General features: G+C 30.8%; 21 protein-coding genes. 10 read left to right on the forward strand and 11 right to left on the reverse strand.

The features are described 5' to 3' along the window. Positions 1-37: 37 nt before the first annotated feature. Together rpmI and rplT are read left to right on the forward strand one after the other, a co-directional pair. Positions 38-232, forward strand: coding sequence for a 50S ribosomal protein L35 (gene rpmI, locus ACKGJI_RS00385; RefSeq protein ID WP_458700591.1), 195 nt, complete (start codon positions 38-40; stop codon positions 230-232). A 99-nt stretch (positions 233-331) separates the two neighbouring features. Beyond that, on the forward strand, positions 332-682 hold the full coding sequence (gene rplT / locus ACKGJI_RS00390) for a 50S ribosomal protein L20 (protein ID WP_458700592.1): 351 nt from the start codon (positions 332-334) through the stop codon (positions 680-682). A 42-nt stretch (positions 683-724) separates the two neighbouring features. Here the strand turns inward: rplT and lpdA are convergent, their stop codons facing one another. Both lpdA and lipA read right to left on the reverse strand, forming a co-directional pair. Then, a complete protein-coding gene (gene lpdA / locus ACKGJI_RS00395) occupies positions 725-2065 on the reverse strand; it encodes a dihydrolipoyl dehydrogenase (RefSeq protein ID WP_458700593.1) in 1341 nt (446 codons plus the stop codon). Beyond that, positions 2058-2927, reverse strand: a complete 870-nt coding sequence (lipA, locus tag ACKGJI_RS00400) for a lipoyl synthase (RefSeq protein WP_458700594.1) — start codon at positions 2925-2927, stop codon at positions 2058-2060. Before lipA ends, lpdA begins: the two co-directional genes overlap by 8 nt. Positions 2928-3051: 124 nt before the next feature. Here lipA and ACKGJI_RS00405 point away from each other — a divergent pair, with 124 nt between their 5' ends. After that, positions 3052-3312, forward strand: coding sequence for a hypothetical protein (locus ACKGJI_RS00405; protein WP_458700595.1), 261 nt, complete (start codon positions 3052-3054; stop codon positions 3310-3312). On the opposite strand, the gene ACKGJI_RS00410 is transcribed toward ACKGJI_RS00405, so the two are convergent. The 7 genes from ACKGJI_RS00410 to ACKGJI_RS00440 all read right to left on the reverse strand — a co-directional run bounded on the left by ACKGJI_RS00410 (position 3287) and on the right by ACKGJI_RS00440 (position 10342). After that, positions 3287-3922 (reverse strand): lipoate--protein ligase family protein, encoded by a 636-nt coding sequence (locus ACKGJI_RS00410; RefSeq protein WP_458700596.1) that lies wholly within the window; start codon positions 3920-3922, stop codon positions 3287-3289. The genes ACKGJI_RS00405 and ACKGJI_RS00410 overlap by 26 nt on opposite strands. Positions 3923-3927: 5 nt before the next feature. Further along, a complete protein-coding gene (gene gcvPB, locus ACKGJI_RS00415; RefSeq protein ID WP_458700597.1) occupies positions 3928-5376 on the reverse strand; it encodes an aminomethyl-transferring glycine dehydrogenase subunit GcvPB in 1449 nt (482 codons plus the stop codon). Continuing rightward, positions 5373-6704 carry an aminomethyl-transferring glycine dehydrogenase subunit GcvPA gene (gcvPA, locus tag ACKGJI_RS00420; RefSeq protein WP_458700598.1) on the reverse strand — a complete coding sequence of 444 codons (1332 nt, stop codon included), beginning with the start codon at positions 6702-6704 and terminating at the stop codon, positions 5373-5375. The genes gcvPB and gcvPA overlap by 4 nt, the downstream gene beginning before the upstream one ends. Beyond that, entirely contained in the window at positions 6704-7072 is a 369-nt protein-coding gene (gene gcvH / locus ACKGJI_RS00425) for a glycine cleavage system protein GcvH (RefSeq protein WP_458700599.1), read from the reverse strand. Before gcvH ends, gcvPA begins: the two co-directional genes overlap by 1 nt. Then, positions 7072-8148 carry a glycine cleavage system aminomethyltransferase GcvT gene (gene gcvT / locus ACKGJI_RS00430; RefSeq protein ID WP_458700600.1) on the reverse strand — a complete coding sequence of 359 codons (1077 nt, stop codon included), beginning with the start codon at positions 8146-8148 and terminating at the stop codon, positions 7072-7074. Before gcvT ends, gcvH begins: the two co-directional genes overlap by 1 nt. 139 nt (positions 8149-8287) lie before the next feature. Further along, entirely contained in the window at positions 8288-9670 is a 1383-nt protein-coding gene (gene ccoG / locus ACKGJI_RS00435) for a cytochrome c oxidase accessory protein CcoG (RefSeq protein ID WP_458700601.1), read from the reverse strand. 3 nt (positions 9671-9673) lie between these two features. Further along, on the reverse strand, positions 9674-10342 hold the full coding sequence (locus ACKGJI_RS00440) for a recombinase family protein (RefSeq protein WP_458700602.1): 669 nt from the start codon (positions 10340-10342) through the stop codon (positions 9674-9676). 211 nt (positions 10343-10553) lie between these two features. Here ACKGJI_RS00440 and rpsU point away from each other — a divergent pair, with 211 nt between their 5' ends. The 5 genes from rpsU (at position 10554) to ACKGJI_RS00465 (ending at position 13941) form a co-directional block, all read left to right on the forward strand. Beyond that, positions 10554-10766, forward strand: coding sequence for a 30S ribosomal protein S21 (gene rpsU, locus ACKGJI_RS00445; RefSeq protein ID WP_458700603.1), 213 nt, complete (start codon positions 10554-10556; stop codon positions 10764-10766). 112 nt (positions 10767-10878) lie between these two features. Further along, positions 10879-11538, forward strand: a complete 660-nt coding sequence (locus ACKGJI_RS00450) for an integrase (protein ID WP_458700604.1) — start codon at positions 10879-10881, stop codon at positions 11536-11538. Positions 11539-11540: 2 nt separating this feature from the next. Next, entirely contained in the window at positions 11541-12149 is a 609-nt protein-coding gene (locus tag ACKGJI_RS00455) for a UPF0323 family lipoprotein (protein ID WP_458700605.1), read from the forward strand. Then, positions 12150-13328, forward strand: coding sequence for a glutathionylspermidine synthase family protein (locus tag ACKGJI_RS00460; protein WP_458700606.1), 1179 nt, complete (start codon positions 12150-12152; stop codon positions 13326-13328). A gap of 148 nt (positions 13329-13476) precedes the next feature. Continuing rightward, complete coding sequence (locus tag ACKGJI_RS00465) at positions 13477-13941, forward strand: DUF302 domain-containing protein (RefSeq protein WP_458700607.1); 465 nt, start codon at positions 13477-13479, stop codon at positions 13939-13941. 88 nt (positions 13942-14029) lie between these two features. Here ACKGJI_RS00465 and ACKGJI_RS00470 read toward each other — a convergent pair whose 3' ends face one another. Both ACKGJI_RS00470 and ACKGJI_RS00475 read right to left on the reverse strand, forming a co-directional pair. Beyond that, the gene (locus ACKGJI_RS00470; protein WP_458700608.1) at positions 14030-14470 is read right to left on the reverse strand and encodes a hypothetical protein; all 441 of its coding nucleotides are present in this window, start codon (positions 14468-14470) and stop codon (positions 14030-14032) included. Positions 14471-14527: 57 nt separating this feature from the next. Continuing rightward, positions 14528-15175 (reverse strand): DUF2959 domain-containing protein, encoded by a 648-nt coding sequence (locus ACKGJI_RS00475; protein ID WP_458700609.1) that lies wholly within the window; start codon positions 15173-15175, stop codon positions 14528-14530. An 82-nt stretch (positions 15176-15257) separates the two neighbouring features. On the opposite strand from ACKGJI_RS00475, the gene ACKGJI_RS00480 reads away from it, so the two are divergent. Together ACKGJI_RS00480 and ACKGJI_RS00485 are read left to right on the forward strand one after the other, a co-directional pair. Continuing rightward, positions 15258-16187, forward strand: coding sequence for a D-2-hydroxyacid dehydrogenase (locus ACKGJI_RS00480; RefSeq protein ID WP_458700610.1), 930 nt, complete (start codon positions 15258-15260; stop codon positions 16185-16187). Positions 16188-16300: 113 nt separating this feature from the next. Next, positions 16301-19102 carry a bifunctional diguanylate cyclase/phosphodiesterase gene (locus ACKGJI_RS00485; RefSeq protein WP_458700611.1) on the forward strand — a complete coding sequence of 934 codons (2802 nt, stop codon included), beginning with the start codon at positions 16301-16303 and terminating at the stop codon, positions 19100-19102. Positions 19103-19140 lie beyond the last annotated feature (38 nt).

Genomic DNA, 19140 nt, shown 5'->3' on the forward strand with positions numbered 1-19140 from the left:
GTTGGTAGTATAAGAACAAAATTATAAAGGAGTTGTTATGCCTAAGATGAAAACAGTTCGTGGTGCAGCTAAGAGATTTAAAGCAGCAAAGAACAGAATCAAAAGAGGCTCAGCTTTTAGAAGCCACATCCTTACAAAGAAACCTACAAAAAGAATGAGAGGTCTTAAAGAAGCTCAATCTGTAGATTCAAGAGATGTAAAATCTGTAAAGTTGATGTTAGGACAAGCGTAAGCTTATAAGTTTTTAGTGTAATCACTAATCAATGTTCCCCTATAAATGCAGTAGGGCAAGTTCGCCAAAAGCGACACCAATAAGGTCAAGGAGACAAAAATGAGAGTAAAAACTGGTATAGTTAGAAGAAGACGCCATAAGAAGATATTAAAATTAGCAAAAGGTTTCTATAGTGGTAGAAGAAAACACTTTAGAAAAGCGAAAGAGCAGATTGAAAGAAGTCTTGTTTATGCTTATAGAGACAGAAGAAACAAAAAAAGAGATTTTAGAAGACTTTGGATTACTAGAATCAATGCTGCTTGTAGATTAAATGACATTAGTTATTCAAGATTTATAAACGCTTTAAACAAAGCAAATATTGAATTAGATAGAAAAATTTTAGCTGATATGGCTATGAATGATCCAGAAGCTTTTGCTGCTGTTGTAAAACAAGCTAAAGCTGCACTTTAAACAACTCCATATAGCACCACTAAGTGGTGCTAGATTATTCTTTTAAAACATTTCCCAAAAACTTTCACTTAATGTTGGATGAGCAAATACCATTTTTGAAATATCTTGTTTTGTTAGTTTAGTTTCAATGGCTAGTAAAATTTGATGTATATTTTCAGTCGCATCATTACCAATGATAGCTCCACCAATGACAACTCCGTTTTTATCACATATAACTTTTATAAATCCACTATCATCACCTTTTATTTTAGCTTTTGCACTAGATTTATAAAAGTTTTTTATAACTTCGTACTGCACTCCAGCATCTTTTAAACTTTTTTCATTTTTTCCAACACTTGCAACTTGAGGAGATGAAAAAGTTACAAAAGGAATAACTTGTGATGGACTCGTTTTTGTATCGTTTGTTATATTGTTAGCCACAATATCAGCTTCATTATAAGCGCTATGAGCTAGAGCTGGAGTTGGTATGGTATCACCTAGTGCGTAAATGTTAGGGTTAGTTGTTTGGAGGTTTTCATTTATTGTTATAAATCCCCTCTCGCTTTTTACATTTGCAAGCTCTAGGTTTAAATTTGAAGTGTTAGGTTGTCTTCCGATGCTTACAAGAACTATATCGTATTCTTCTGTTAGCTCACCCTTTTTTGTTTGCATATTTATTTGTATACTATCTTGCTTGTATTCATAAGAAGTTACATTTGCTTCAACAGTTATTTTAATCCCTTTTTTCTTTAACTCTCTCTCCAGAGTTTTTGCAACATCACTATCTTCAGCTGGAACTATTTGAGGTGTAAACTCAGCGATATGAACTTTGCTTCCAAGTGAGTTAAAAAAAGTAGCAAATTCACACCCAATAGCTCCTCCTCCTACAATTAAAATTGATTTTGGGATAAAGTCTAATTCAAAAATTTCTCTGCTTGAGAGTATTTTTTTATTATCTAGCTTTAAAATCGGATGAGGTCTATGCTCTGAGCCTGTTGCTATAACAAAGTTTTTTGCACTATATGTTTGTCCATCAACTTCAATAGAGTTTTCATTTACAAACTTTGCTTCACCCTTTATTAGTTTAACTCCACTTTTTTCTATACTTGTGGTTGCCCCACTTCTTAACATATTAAGCATTTCTTCTTTTTTGTTTTTTAATTCACCCATATCAAAAGTCATATTTTCTACATGTACACCGTATGAACTAAAATGCTTTTGTTTATACATGTAAGAAGCACTCTCAAGGTATAATTTTGCAGGGATACAACCTTCATTTAGACAAGTTCCGCCAACTCTGTCTTTTTCTATAATTGCTACATGTAAACCTTTATTTGCTAATTTTATAGCGGTTTTTTTCCCAGCTGGGCCAGCTCCTATGACAATTACATCAAATTTATCCATTTACTCTTCCTTCATTTTCGAAATATTCATGAGCCATATAAGAGCTTCTTGTATATGGTGAGCTTTTAACAAACTCAAATCCCATATCAATGGCCATTTTGCCATACTCTTCAAATTTCTTAGGCTCGATATACTCACTTACTTCAACATGAGCCATACTAGGCCTTAAATATTGTCCCATAGTAAGTAAAGTACAATCCACATCTAGTAAATCTTGTAAACTCTCTATTAGTTCTTCTTTAGTCTCACCAAGTCCAAGCATAAAAGCACTTTTTGTTTTTACCTTTGAATTAAACTCTTTTAGCATTTTTAAAACTTCAAGTGACTTTTTATAGTTGGCTCCCTTTCTTACATGATAAAGTCTAGGAACAGTTTCCATATTGTGTCCTATTACTTCAGCGCCACAGTTGGCAACTTCATTTAAAGCTTTTTTGTTATATTTCAAATCAGGAATCAAAAGTTCAACAGTAATATTTTTATCTATCTCTTTTATGGTACTAACGCATTTTATAAATTGCTTTGCTCCTCCATCATCCAAATCATCTCTTGTTACACTTGTAATTACAACATGCCTTAGATTCATAGCTTTTACAGCTTTCGCTACTTTTTGAGGCTCTTTTTCATCAATAACACCATTTGGCATCCCAGTTTTGACACTACAATAACTACATGCTCTTGTACATGTATTTCCCAAAATCATAAAAGTGGCTAGTTTTTTAGAAAAACACTCACTCATATTAGGACACATTGCTTCTTGACAAACAGTATGAATGCCAATACTTTTTAATTCAATCTCCACCTCTTCTTTTTGTTTAAAAAACACTTTTTTTAATAGCCAATCCGGCTTTCTTTTTACTGACATATAAAGATTCCTTTAAAATAATAGATTTTATTATATCTAAATATTTAGAGAATTTAAAAATGATTAATAATGTTTATGTATAATAATGAATATAATAGATTAAAATTATAAAAAGGTGTATGCTATGAAATATTTTATGTTTTTTTTATCACTGTTTTATGTGACTTTATTTGCATCAGATGATTTGACAAAAGAGAGAGAATTAATAATTCAAAAAAATATCCAAAAAGCAATGGAGTTTGAAGAAAAATATGCAAAAGAACAAATGTTTTATGATGAAAAAACATATGATTTTAATGCTTCAAAAGTAGATGATAGTTCACTAAAGTATATAAAAGCACCTGAGCCAGAAGATGATTTTAATATGGATGATGTTTATGATTAAAAAATTTCTGAAAGGATTTTTTTAGAAGTTTTTTGGCTTCATCTTCGTCTAGTATGATTCCACACTCATCAAGGCTATAGCCACTAAATTTTCTTGAATCCTTTTTTAATGGAATTGAGCCATGTTGAAATATAAGCTCTTTTGTTCTTCTTTGAGCATTTCCACCAATTTTTCTACCATTTACTATGATATCATAAGGTTCAAATCCAACTTGACAAAAAGGACTCTTACTAAGGTTTACATCAGTATCTTTTGCAAACTCTACATGTAGATTTAAATTTTTGTAAAAATCAAGAATAAAAGAGCAAATAAATTCATAACTCTCTTTTACGCTTTTATTCCCAAAATAACTTACAGGGAGTACTAGTGAGTAAGAAATATCACATCCGTGAAGCAAAACTCCACCACCAGTGATTCTTTTAGCCCAGTTAGAGCCAAGTTCGTGATGGTTTTTGATATCTTCAATTTTTTGAAATCGCCCTATACTAAAGGTGTCCTTCTTCCAGCTATAAAGTCTGAAAGTTGGACTACCTTCAAAGTTATTTACCAGCAATTCATCAATTTGCATATTTTCTTTTGCGCTAAGGTTTGATGAATCGATAAATCTCATTTGTTTTAGCTTTCCCACCTTATGTTTAGTTGTCTAGCAGCTTTTGTTTCATCAGGCCTACTAATTGGAAGTGTTTTAGGAAGTGTTTTAAAAGCTTCAGGATTAGTTTTAGCAAGACTAATTGCATCTATTACTTTTTGACAAAAGTAATCAATAGTATCGATATTTTCAGTCTCAGTAGGCTCAATCATAATGGCTTCTTTAACGATTAATGGAAAATAAACAGTTGGGGCATGCAAATCAAAATCTATCAAATATTTTGCTATATCCATTGCTCTTACACCATGTTCTTTTGCTAAACTCTCTGCACTTAGTACACACTCATGCATACAATATTTTTTAAATGGGGCATCTAAATGATCTTTTAGTTTTGCTAAGATGTAGTTTGCATTTAGTACAGCCTTTCTGCTTACATCAATTAGTCCATCTTTACCTAATGTTTGCATATATACTAATGCTCTTAGTGAGACCATAAAATTTCCAAAAAATGGAGATACTTTTCCCATACTATTTTCACTAGGTTTTGCAAAAATAAAACCTTCTTTTTTATCTTCTTCAACTCTTAAATCAGGCAAAAACTCTATAAGACGATCAGCTACTCCAACAGGACCAGAACCTGGACCTCCACCTCCATGAGGTGTAGCAAATGTTTTGTGAAGATTTAAGTGTATTACATCAAATCCAATATCGCCAGGGCGAACTACTCCTAAAATAGCATTTAAATTTGCTCCATCATAATACATAAGAGCATCATGAGAGTGTGCTATATCACAAATCTCTTTAATAGCAGGGTTAAAAAGTCCCAAAGTATTAGGAACAGTCATCATAACAGCAGCTACTTCATCACTCATAGCCTCTTTAAAAGATTCTAGATCCATAGAGCCATCTTTATGTGATTTAACAGTAATTACTTCATAATCAACCATAGCCGCTGTTGCTGGATTTGTTCCGTGAGATGAATCTGGAACTATAACATATCGTTTTTTGTTACCTTTTTTCTTATGATAAGCACCAATCATCATAACTCCGGTCATTTCACCATGAGCACCTGCTTGAGGAGTTAGAGTAAAGGCTTTCATACCTGTAATTTCACATAAGTTTTTTTCCAATACACTAAGTGCTTCAAGAGCGCCTTGAGTATATTTTGGTTTGTTATTTGTTATATGATGAGGGTGAAGATTGGCAAATCCTTCTAGCATCGCTACTCTTTCTTGTATCTTTGGATTATATTTCATTGTACAAGAGCCAAGTGGGTAAAAGTTTGCATCTATTGAGAAATTTTTCTTTGAAAGAACAGTAAAATGTCTTACGACATCAAATTCACTTAGTTCAGGAAGATTTGCTTTTTTCTCTCTTAAAAGAGATTTGTCTAAAGGCTTTGCATCATTAACCTCTTGTTTTGGAAGCATAACTCCACATCTTCCCTCATGGGATTTTTCAAAAAGAGTTATCATAATACCTCCTTAACAGACTGTACAAAACAATCAATTTGTTCTTTTGTCCTTTTTTCTGTTGTGCTAATTAAAACTCTATTGTCAAAACCTGTAAAAAGTTTATCTAGTTTTAATCCTGCAAAAAAGCCTTTTTCTTCCATCTTATCTATAAATTCATCAGCACTTATTGGTAATTCAACAACAAATTCATTAAATGTTGGTCTTTTGTTGCATATTTTTATATTTTGTACTTTTTTAAGCTCTTCTTTTAGATATTCAGATTTATTGTAGTTCAAAAGTGCAAGTTTTTCAAAACCTTCTTTACCTAGTAATGACATGAAAATAGTCGCACGAAGTGCCATAAGGTTTTGGTTTGAACAGATATTTGAAGTTGCTTTATCCCTTCTTATGTGCTGTTCTCTTGCCTGAAGAGTTAGGACATAAGCACGTTTACCTTCTCTATCTTCAGTGATTCCTACAATTCTTCCAGGTAAATTTCTAATAAGTTTTTGCTTTGTTGCTAAGATACCAAAAGATGGCCCTCCAAACCCAAGATAGTTTCCAAGAGATTGCCCATCCCCGCAGTAAATATCAGCTCCAATTTCTCCAGGACTTTTTAAAATCCCAAGAGCAATTGGGTAAGCACTCATAATGGCCAGTGCTTTTACCTCGTGTAGTTTAGTGATAATATTACTAAAGTCATTTATTGAGCCAAAAAAGTTAGGGTTTTGAAAAATATACCCAGCTACACTCTCATCAATAAGACTTAAAACAGTATCACTATCTACTTCATCATCCTTTGTATCAACAACAATTACTTCTAAATCATGATAAGCAAGATATGTTTTAACAATTTTTATATATATTGGGTTAACTCCAGAATCTATGATGATTTTTTTGCGTTTAGTTGCTCTAATCGCCATCAAAGCAGCCTCAGCCATAGCAGTTCCACCATCATACATAGAAGCATTTGTAACTTCAAGGCCAGTTAGTTCACATATCATTGTCTGATACTCATACAAGGCTTGCAGGGTTCCCTGACTAGCTTCAGCTTGGTAAGGCGTATAAGCAGTATAGAACTCTGAACGCATAGAAAGTGCATCAACTGCACTTGGTATTATGTGATCATAATACCCTCCACCTAAAAAGCATACTTTTGAAGTTTCATTTTTATTGCTTAAGTTTTTAAAATTTTCAAATACCTCAAACTCACTCAATCCATTTTCTAAATCAAAGCTTTTTGCTCTGAGTTCATTTGGAATTTGTTCAAAAAGATCATCAATCTTTTCAATCCCAATGACATCTAGCATACGCTTTATATCATCTTGTGTATGGGGAGTATATGGCATTATAAGCTCTTTATGTATTGATTGTATGCTTCTTCATCCATTAAAGTATCAAACTCGCTTGGATCACTGATTTTCAATTTAAATACCCAAGTTTGATTAGCATCTTCATTAAGAAGTTCTGGTCTATCTTCAAGTTCTTCATTTGTCTCTATAACTTCACCACTCATTGGAGAATATATATCTGAAGCTGCTTTTACTGATTCAATAAAAGCAATACTTTCATCCTTGCTCGCACTTGCTCCAATTTCTGGAAGTTCAACAAAAGTTATGTCTCCTAGTTGCTCTACTGCATAAGGTGAAAGCCCAACTGTTGCAGTATCTTCATCTATGATTGCCCACTCATGTTCATTGCTGTATCTTTTTGCCATTATTTATCCTTTTTTAGAAATGGTAATTTTGTTAAATATATAGGAATACTTCCTCTTCCTGATTTAAGTTCAAGTGGTTCCTCTTTATTAAATAAATCACTTTGAACTCTTCCTAAACCAATTCCCGAATTCACACTAGGAGAAAAGGTTCCACTTGTTACAAAACCAATTTTTTGATCATTTTGCCAAATTTCCATACCATGTCTAGGCGCTCTTTTTGAGTTAGTAGTAAAAGCTATAGTTTTTTGCTTAGCCCCCTCTTTTTGTTGCTTTAAAAGAGCATCTTTTCCTACAAAATGTTTGTCATATTTTACAAAAAATCCAACTCCTGCTTCTATTGGAGTAGTATCCTCGTCTAATTCTTGTCCATAAAGGCTATATCCCATCTCAAGTCTAAGAACATCTCTTGCTCCAAGTCCTGCTGGAGTAGCACCTAGTTTAACTAATTTATCCCAAACTTTTGGTGCTATTGTATTATCAAGATATAATTCATATCCAAGCTCACCAGTGTATCCAGTTCTACTAACAAGTGCGAAAGTATCAAAAATAGTAGTTTCTGTAAAACTAAAGTAGCTAAGATCATCTAAATCAAAAGGAACTATTTTTTGTAAAATCTCTTTTGATTTTGGACCTTGTATATCTATTTTAGATGTTTGATCGCTTGCATTAGTAAAAACGCCATTATCTAAGCATTTGTTTATTGCTTCAAAGTCAACATCAATTCTAGAAGCATTAACAACAAACATTAACCTGTCTTCAGAAGCTTTGTAGATGATAAGATCATCAATAACCCCACCTTTTTCATTTAGTAAAAAGCCATATTTACACTTTCCAATAGGAAGTTTAATAACATCTATTGTTGTAGCTTCATTTATGCCACTAAAAAGAAGATTTCCTTCAAAGAAAAATTCACCCATGTGAGAAGTGTCAAAAAGTGCAGCATGATTTCTACAGGCATCATGCTCTTTTATAATACTTTCATATTGCACAGGCATTTCCCAACCGCAAAAGCCAATATTCTTAGAGCCTAGTTCTTTATGATTATCAAAAAGAGCTGTTCTTTTTAAGTTTTCCATGTTTTCTCTTTGTATTAGGTTTGATAAACAAAAATAACAAAAAATAGTTTTACATTTCATAAAAGGAAGAAATATTTGCTAGATAATTGTTTTGTATTTACATAAAGTTACAAGAGCCTTTTAAAGCTCTTGTAATTAATTATTTTGATAGGTATTCTTTGACAGATTTTGGGCTTGGATAAACAAAAGTCGTTTCTCTTAAAACATGTATTTTTTCTTTATCATCTACAGCATATGCTTTAACTGTTATATGTAAAAGAGTATCCTCTTCATTATGTGTAGATAAGTTTTCATTAGTTTCTAAAATAACAACTTTTTTCATTTTCTTTCCAGCTCTAAGACTAAATGGTTTTGATGGTTTTTTTACTAAGATATCTTTATTATTTGTTTCAAAATAGTATTCATGATCTTTTCTATCTGTATTTTGAAATAAAAAGATATAAGCATTTTCGATTGTTTTACCTTCATCTTTGATTTTGTATAACTCTGATGTTCTGTTTATATTTAAAAGCATATGCTCTTTTTTAGCTCCCATCATAAAAAGTGCAACCAATGCTATACTTAGAGCTACTCCATAAGCAATCGTTCTAAAACGGAAGAAGTTAATTTTATTTTTGCTTTTAAGTGATTCAGGGCTAGTCCACTGAACAAGAGATTCTTTTCCAAGTTTGCCCATAACAGTAGTACATGCATCTACACATTCTAAACAGTTTATACACTCAAGTTGCATACCTTTTCTAATGTCTATATGAGTTGGACAAATCCTAACACAAGCTTCACATCCTGTACAATCAGCATTTGGATCGGCTGGTTTTGTGCTAATTAGCTTACCATGTTCGTCATATATTTTCCCACCACGGTCTTCATCATAAATAGCTTGGATTGTATCATTGTCAAACATAACAGATTGAACCCTTGCATAAGGACACACATAGATACAAAAATCCTCTTTTAAAAGTATTATGTCATATATTAAAAATCCAGCAATTCCTACTAAAAAACCTAGAAGAACTTTGTGCTCCATTGGGTCTTGGATATAATTGAAAAAATCTTCTGGAGGAACAAAGTACCATAAAAAGTTAGAAGCAGCTAAAAAAGCTAGAACTGACCAAATAAGAAGGGCAATAAATTTTTTAAATGGTTCTTTTTTAGATTCTTTTTGCTTGTTTTTAGGACTATTTCTAAGGCCTAACAGTTTAGTTTCAATAAAATCTCTATAAACAACCCTAAAAATAGTTTGAGGACATGACCATCCACACCAAACTCTACCACCAAGAGTTGTCATAAAGAAAATTCCCAAAAATAGAAGTATAAGCAAGAATGGCATCAAATAAAGCTCTTGCATGTCAAATGTTGTAAAAAGTAGATGCAATTGCTTCTTGTCAAAGCTTAATAAAAATAGATGATTACCACCGACTTTTATAAATGGCAATACCAAAGATATAATCGTTAAAATCCCATATACGATATATCTCTTTTTTGAGTATTTTGTTTCGCAGTTTTGAGTGCTACATGTAGACATTTTTTATCCTTTGATTTCGTTTATTAGTGAACACTCTCTTGGTTGAGTGCTTTTTTTTGCTATGATTTTTTTTGATGGTTCATTTAGCAAAGTTTTTTTTGCTTTAACCAAATCCTTTAGTCCCCTTGAATTAATGTAATCTTTAAGAGAAGTTCTACTTACTCCTAGTTCACGAGATATTTTACTAACAGAAAATCCTTCTTCAAGAAACTCAATAATCTTTGCTCTATAAACATCAAATTTTGATTTTGACATTCTTCCTTTTGGCCTGCCTTGTGAAGTCTCTTTCTTTATTAGACGAGATTTTTCTCTAAACTTAGATAAAGCAGAAGCAAGTTCAAATGCAGTTGAATTTGGTCCAATTACTGTGTTAGAACTGCAAATAATTGTTGTAATATTTCTTGTTAGCAAACAATCAAAAATTTTGATTAATTCTCCCGTATATTTACTATAAACCCATAAATCGTATATCAAAACAGTATCATGTTCATTTAATGAACGCAAAAACCCTTTGAATTCTTTTCTTCCTTCCAGGTTTTCACAAGTACGAGAGTTTTCCAACTCTGTTAAATCTAAACTTAGACCATTAAGTTTAGTATACTTAATGATAGTGTCTTGTTGAACTGTTATGTTTATATCTTCACTTTTTGTTTTAAGAAGCACAATGTTCATTTTGTCACCTTTTTGTCACTCTCTTGCGAAATTATATCAATATGGACGTAATAAGTCAAGAACTTTTTTAATTTTTTCGTTCATAACATAAATTTTTCTTAAAACTGACCTTACGCACTATATATAATGCGTAAGGTCAGTTTTAAGCTTAAAAATAGCTTTGTTTGGATAGAATGCGTTTTTAAATTTAACTGAAAGGCGGTGATGAAGGATGCCAGGAATTAAGGTACATCCTAACGAGTCTTTTGATGAAGCGTATAGAAAGTTCAAAAAGCAAATTGATAGAAACTTAATCGTTACAGAAACTCGCGCAAGAAGATTCTTTGAAACAGGAACTGAAAAGCGTAAGAAACAAAAGATTAATGCTAGAAAGAAAATGCTTAAAAGACTTTATATGCTTAGACGCTACGAATCTAGACTCTAATCACACTTATATGAGGAGATTTTCTCCTCATAATTTTTTCTTCTCTTTGTAATCCAAATATTTTTTTGTATAATACTTCCATCTGTTAGCATATGTATATAAAGGAAAACTTATGGAAAAAAAACTAACTGTTAGTCAAATGGCAGAGTATCTTGGCGTTAGTAAAGAAGCTATTTACAATCGTTTAAGACGAGGAAGTTTACAAAGTGTTATTGAAGATGGCAAGAAGTATGTTTTACTAACAGATAGTGTAAAAAGAGAAGGAAATCTTCCTAAAAGAGTTCAATCTAAACATCATGAAAGTGAGTATGTTGAACTATTAAAATCTCAGATTATTGAGCTTAAAGAAAAGAATCAAAGATTAGAATTTGATAAAGAAAAACTTCAGCAACAAATTCAAAATATGCTAATAGAATCAAAAGAACAAATAGAAAAGATTTACAAAGAAAGAGATGAACAGTTAAAAACAATACTAACATTGGCAAATATCCCAACACTAGGGCATAAGCTTCAAGAAACGACTAAAGATGAGACTATTAATGTTGTTGAAGAGCTTGAAATCGAAGAAGACATTGTAGATAAAATATGCGAAGATTACGAAGAGTGGCAATTGCTTAGTGAGTATTTGGATAAAAAAGATTTTGAAGAAAATAAAAGAAAAAAGATAGAAAAAAAAGTTTTTAAAAAACTTGGAAAAAGTTTACATGTAAAGCAAATTGATGATGAACTTTTTATAAAAAAAGGTATGAAATTAAAGAAGATTATAGGATAGATATGAAAAAAAAGTATATTAGAAAAATTTCTGATTATATGATAGCAGGTGGAATTGGCGCGCTTGTAATAGCAGGTATGCAAGGTTGTGAAAAAAGAAGTGATGAGAATGCTTTAAAAGAAGCTTCGCAGATAAAAGGTGCATTTGTTGTTATAGAAAAAGAGCTAAATGGTGGCTATAAAATAGTAGAAGAGTATCCAAGTGATGTTACTAGAGTCATTGTAAGAGAAGCTGATGGAAGCGAGAGGATTTTATCTAAAGAAGAAATGGATAAACTCATTAAAGAAGAAGCAGCTAAGATTGATGAGGGAAAATCTGCTCTTACAAATCCTGAAGTATCAAACGGCATGCCAGGGCTTGGACAAGTACTGCTTTCTAGTATAGCTGGAGCAATGATTGGAAGTTGGATAGGAAATAGATTGTTTAACAATCAAAATTATCAACAGCAAAGAAGAACAAACTATAAAACTCCACAAGCATATACAAGAAGTACTGAAAGTTTCAAAAAAGCTAGAAGTAGTGGCATAAAATCAACTGCAAAAAAAAGAAGTGGTTTTTTTGGAAGCAAAAGTACAACAAAATCAAGATCGCTTTTTGGATTCGGGGGTTAAATGGTTAGTTTAGAAAAGATAACTCCACTAACAAGTGAGTTTTTAGAATCCATTGGTTTTTATTGGCATACAGATGAGGATAAAAGCCCATATATAGCAGATGAATTAGTAAAAGTAACTTCGAGTGAAGCTGATGCTTATTATGAAGCAACTAATGAACTTTATGACATGTTTGTTGAGGCAGGTGAGTATGTTATACAAAATGATTTACTTCACGAAATTGGAATTCCTTTTAATTTAGCCAAGATGGTTAAACTCTCGTGGGAAAATGATGTTCATTGGCATCTTTATGGAAGGTTTGATTTAGCTGGTGGGATTGATGGAAAACCAATTAAGCTTATTGAATTTAATGCAGATACTCCAACTGCTCTTTTTGAAACAGCTATTGTTCAATGGGCGATGCTAAAAGCAAATAAAATGGATGAGAAATTACAATTTAACAATGTATATGAAGCTATCAAAGAAAATTTCAAAAGATTGGTTGTTCTTGATGGAGATATAGATTCTTTTAGTAAATTTTATAATGGATGGAAGATACTATTTTCCAGCATAAAAGGTAGCATTGAGGATGAAAATACAACAAAGCTTTTACAAAACGCTGCTAATGAAGCAGGATTTCATACAGATTTTTGTTTTGCTGATGAGGTAGAATTTTCTTCTAAAGAGGGAATTTTTAAAAATGAAGAAAATTTTGAGTTTTGGTTTAAGCTAATTCCTTGGGAAAATATAGGAATTGATGAGGGTGATTTAGCTCTTATATTAAGAGATATTTTAGAAAATCAAAAAGCAATCATACTAAATCCAGCCTATACTTTGATGTTTCAAAGTAAAGCATTTATGAAAATTTTATGGGATTTATACCCAAATCATCCTTTGCTTTTAGAAACTTCTTATGAGCCATTAAAAGGTAAAAAACAAGTTCAAAAGAGAGTTTTTGGAAGAGAAGGAGCAAATACAGTAATTCTTGATGAAAATGATAACATCATAGAAAAAGAAGATGGCGAATATGAAAATTTTGCTCCAATTTACCAAGAGTATGTGAAACTTCCAACTGATGCCAAAGGCGAGAGTTATCAAGCCGGTGTATTTTTTGCATATGAGGCTTGCGGACTTGGTTTTAGAAGAGGCGGGAAAATACTAAATAATTTTTCAAAATTTGTAGGACATGTTATAGATTAAAAAAGATAGCAAAGTTTAGTATATTTTTGAGAAATCTATTTTATTGAAACTGAAATAAAAATAAAAAATCAACTATCTTATTAGTTTTTGATATATTATTTATAAGCTAAAGTGTACTATATTCAAAAATTTGTACTAAGGGGTAAGAATGCAGTTTTTGTTTGGGTTTTTAGTTGGAATGATTGTTTTAGCCATAATTGTTTGGAAAAGTATGCCAAAATTAATGATTATAAATAGAGAAAGTTCACTTAGTTTTGAAGATACCGTAGAGCAAATGCAAAAGGGTGCAAAAGAGATAGGATGGAATGTTCCTCATGTTTATAATATGAAACAATCTTTTGAAAAAGCTGGAAATAAAGACGTTGAAAAAATGCAAGTAATTTCACTTGGACATGCTAAACATGCTTATGAAATTGTAAAACATGATAAAGATAAAAACATACTTTCAATGATGCCATACAGATTAGGTGTTTATGAAGATAAAAATGGAAAAGTTTATTTTTGTGGTGCAAACATGGGAATAATGAGTAAAATGTTTGGCGGTAATATTGATAGAGTTATGGGCGCTTCTGCAAAAGAGCTAGATGGCTTATTTGATAAAATAGCTAAATAAACTATATACTTGAGATAGTTTTTATTTCATTTATTAGATTTAAAATGTAAAAAGGAGCGTAAAATTTTACGCTCCTTTTTTATTGTAATTAGAAAGTTAGATTGTTAAAATCATCATTTAACAATTTTGCTGCTACCATAGGTGGTTTTGCAACAGTGATACCATCTAATAATACAGATTTATCTTTTCCTGCATTTGGTAAGTATAAAGGACAAACTTGAACTTTTGCTCCTGCTTTAATTAAGCCTTTTAATGCCATTTTTGGAGTTGGAGATTTACCATCAGGTCTTTTAATAGGTGTACTTTTCATGCCTTTGACAGCTAAATCACCAGCAGGACCACATAATGTAATGTTTACCATTTTTTTATGCTTTTTAATTGCCATAGTTGAAAGAACCATCGCCATCATTTGAGTTTGAGGCTCTGCAGAAGTTACGATTACATTTAACCCTTTAAGTTGACTAGCACTTAACATAGTTGGTATAGTTAAAGTAATAACCAACAAACTCTTAGTAAATAAGTTTTTCATTTACATCCTCCTTAAAAAAATATTTAGTTATTATAATTAAATATGTATTAATTTAAACTAATGGATTTCTTTTATAAACTCATTTGATGCTTTTATCGACTGATTCATTTGAGAAATTAGTATTGAAATTTCTTTTTTAAGAGTGTTAAATTCTCCTTGAAGAGCACCAATTGCTTGCGCATTTAAAGAGTGTTTTAACATAAGAACATTGTCTTGAAAAGTATCAAGTATCGGGGCCATTCTTTTTTCTGAAATTCTCATAGCTTTCATCATTTTGTTGTATTTTTTAATTGTATTATTTAATTGTTTTTGGCTTTGAGCTTTAAGTTTTTTGTTTTTATAAAGTTTTAACTCATCTTTCCATTCATCAAAAAGAGCCAGTGATACATCTTCTAAATCATCTATACGATTACTCAAGTCTTGTGCTGCTTCTTTTGCACTTTCATATTCGCTATTAAACTTTTCATATGCCTTTTTTAAATCAGTATCTTTTATGTTAACTAAAGAGCCAAAATGCTCTAGTGCGGATTTGAACTCCTCTTGGGCTTCTTTTTGAGAATCTTTTACTTTCTCAACTCTACTTACCATAATATCTCGTTTATGAAAACCAACTTTTTCCATCCCTGCATAGTATAAATTGTTAGCACAACCACTAAAAACAATAGTTGCAAACACTAAGCTAAGCATTAATAATATCTTTTTCATATTGCTCCTTCATTTTTTTGAGTATTATACAAAATTATGCGCAAATTTGCTAAAATTGTTAAAATTATAAGAGGGGTTAGGTATGAAAATAGTATTTTTGGATGCAAAAACAGTAGGTAGTGATATAAGCTTGGATGCTTTTAAAAACTTTGGTGAGTTTATAACTTATGATTTAACAAAAAAAGAAGAAACTATCCAAAGGGCAAAAGAGGCTGAGATCATACTAACTAATAAAGTTGTAATTGACAAAGAGGTTATGGATGCTTGTGAAAATCTAAAGCTGATTTGTATTACAGCAACTGGTATGAATAATGTTGATTTAGAATACGCAAAAGAAAAAGGTATAAAAGTTAAAAATGCAGCTGGTTATTCAACTGCTTCTGTTACACAAACTACATTTTCTTTAGCTCTATCTTTAATTTCTCAAATGAGATATTATGATGATTTTGTTAAAAGTAAAGAGTGGAGTAAAAGTGGAGTTTTTACAAATGTAGATAGACCATATTGGCAGATTAAAGATAAAAAATGGGGAATTATTGGACTTGGAACTATTGGTAAAAGTGTTGCAAGTGTTGCAAGTGCATTTGGTGCAAATGTTTGTTACTACTCAACAAGTGGTGTTCAAAGAGAAGAAGCTTATGATAGAGTTGAACTTGATGAAATGTTTAAAACATGTGATATAGTATCGATTCACGCACCACTAAATGATAAAACATATAAGCTTATTAAAGATGAACAGCTAAGTTTGATGAAAAATGGAGCAATTTTATTAAATCTTGGAAGAGGCGGAATTGTAGATGAAGAAGATTTAGCAAAAGCAATTGACTCTTATGATATTTACGCAGGACTTGATGTAACTGAAGTTGAACCGATTAATGAATCAAATCCTCTTTTACATGTAAAAAATAGCGATAGACTTATTATAACACCTCACATAGCATGGGCTAGTTATGAAGCTAGGGTTGAACTTATGAGAATTGTTGCTAAAAATATAGAAGAATTTTTAAAGTAACTTTAGGGTATATTTAAAAAAACAGAGGGGTTATTTGTTCACCTAAACATTATGTTTTGTTTAAATTGTCATAATTATGATATAATGCTATCATAAAGAATGAAGGCAAAATTATGAAAAAGTTTTTCTCTTCAACTAAAAATAAGTTTATCTTATTTTTATTAATCCCTCTATTGATTTGTGCTTACTTCATATCTACATATGCTCAAAAAGAAGGTGTAGAGTTAATCATCAAACAAAAAGAAAATCTTTTATCTCTCATTGTTAGAAATATGTCAGATAGTTTTGATGACTTGATGAGCAATAGAGCTAAAGAAATACAAATGATAGCATCTTCTTACATTGTTATAAATAAACAAATATCCCTAAAAGAAAAACAAGCCTTGTTTGAAAAAATGAAAAAATCTTACAAACACTATGCTTGGATAGGCATGACTGATACCAAAGGCAACATAATAGCAGGTACAAATAATCTTTTAGTAGGTAAAAATGTAGCAAAAAGATCATGGTTTATACATGGCTCAAAAGGTCTTCATATGGGTGATGTTCATGATGCTTTTTTACTTGCCAAGATTATGCCTAAGCCAAAGTGGGATGATTTACCTCTTAGATTAGTTGATATATCTGCTCCTATTTATAGTAGCGATGGAGAATTTTTAGGTGTGATTTGCGGACACTTGGGTTGGGATTGGGCATTTGAAATTAGAAACAAAATAAAGCAAAAATTAGATGATAAAAATATAGATATATTGGTGTTAAAGAGTGATTCATCTTTGCTTTTAGGAAATAGTAAAATACCATCTCATTCAATTGATTTAAGTACTCAAAAAAGTTATATACTCTCAAAAAATAAGCAGTTTGGTGTTGTTAAAGAAATTTGGCCAGATACAAATGAAATGTATCTTAGTGCATTTGCACATAATAATCCTAAAAATACAGACAATATAAAATGGATAATAATAGCAAGAGAAAATTTGAAGTTTATCCAAGAACAAATTGATACACTAAAAAATAAAATCTTATTCACATTTATAATATTTAGTTTTGCTTTGATTTTATTTGTTAGTTACATCATAAATCATCTTTTAAATCCTATAGTAAATATCGCTAAAAAAGCATATGAAATTGGTGAGGGAAATGATGAAATTATACTTCCTGCATTTAATAACAATAAAGAGGCAGATATACTATCCAAAACTCTAAATAGTTTGATTGCAAAGCTAAGATATGATTTAGAAAAGGAAAGAGAGTACACACATAAACTTGAAGTTTTTGAAAGAATTATCAATGATGCACCTTTTGGGATATTGATTACTGATAAAGATAATATAATTTTGAGTATTAACCATGCATATGAGAAAATCACAGGATACAGCAAAGAAGAAGTTATCGGTTACAATCCAAAAATATTGCGTTCTGGAAAACACGATAAAAAGTTTTATGAAAAAATGTGGCATAAACTTTTAGAAAGTGGTCAATGGCAGGGTGAAATTTATAATAAAAGAAAAAATGGCGAGATTTTTTCAGAATTATTAACTATCGGTGTTATTAAGAATGAAAATGAGATAAAAAATTTTGTAGCAATTTTTTCAGATATTACTGAAATGAAAAGGGATAAAGAAAAATTAAAATATTTTGCAGACTATGATAGTCTTACAAATGTATACAATAGAGGAAAGATTAAAAGCATACTTAAAAATTATATTGAAAAAGATGCGATCAAAAGTTGTTCTCTTATATACATAGACTTAGATTATTTTAAAAAGATAAATGATACTTTGGGGCATGGTATCGGAGATAAAGTTTTGCGTGAAATTTGTACAAATATCTCAAATAATTTTAAAGATGCAGATTTAGGAAGATTTGGCGGGGATGAATTTTTGCTAATTTTTCCTTATCAGTTAGATAAAAAAGCTATCTTAAAAAATGCAAGAGAAGTTTTAAAAATCATAAGAACACCTCTTGTGATAGATAATTGCAATATCAATATATCTGCAACATTGGGTATTTCTATATATCCAAACGATGCAAAAGAGTGTGAGGATTTAATTGGAGCAGCTGATATTGCGATGTATTCGATAAAGAAAAAAAGAGAGCTAAAAAATAAAATAGCATTTTTTACCCAAGCTCTAAAAAAAGAAAATAGCAATAAAAACTATATCATAGAAGAGATGAAAAAAGCATTGAGGCAGAATGATTTTTCTTTAGTTTATCAGCCTCAAATTAATTCTTTAAATAACCAATTAGTTGGTATTGAAACTCTAATTAGATGGAAACATGAGACATTAGGATATGTATCTCCAGAATTATTTATAAAAATTGCTGAAGAAGTCGGTTTGATAAGTGAGATTGATGAATGGGTCATGGATAATGCATTGGCTCAGTGGAAAAAATGGCAAAGTGTTTATGATATGAAAGATTTACATATATCGATAAATGTTTCAGTAATTGATTTGAAAAGTAAAACATATGCTATGAGATTAAAAAATAAGATTAAAAAATTAAACATAGAGCCAAGAAATATAGCTTTAGAAATAACAGAATCTACTATCAATGAAGAATCTTTACATGTAAAAGAAAATTTAGAAAAATTGTCTATGTTTGGATGTAAAATAGCTGTTGACGATTTTGGTATGGGATATTCAAATTTGAAAGAGTTAAAAAGTATAAAATTCGATATATTAAAAATTGATAAAGAGTTTGTTTCTGCTATATTTGATGATGATATCAGCAAAGAAATAATTAAATTTGCTGTTGATATTTCAAAAAGTTTAGATTTAAATCTGATTGCTGAAGGAGCTGAGAGGGAAGAAGAAGTAAAAGAGCTTGAAAAGTTAGGATGTACTTGTATACAGGGTTATTTCTACTCTAAACCTTTAGAGCAAAAAAGTATAGAAAAATATTTTAAAATTTAACTAAAATATTTGCCAAAATAATTTTTTTATTTTGGCAA

The sequence above is a fragment of the Sulfurospirillum sp. 1307 genome (assembly GCF_054408545.1).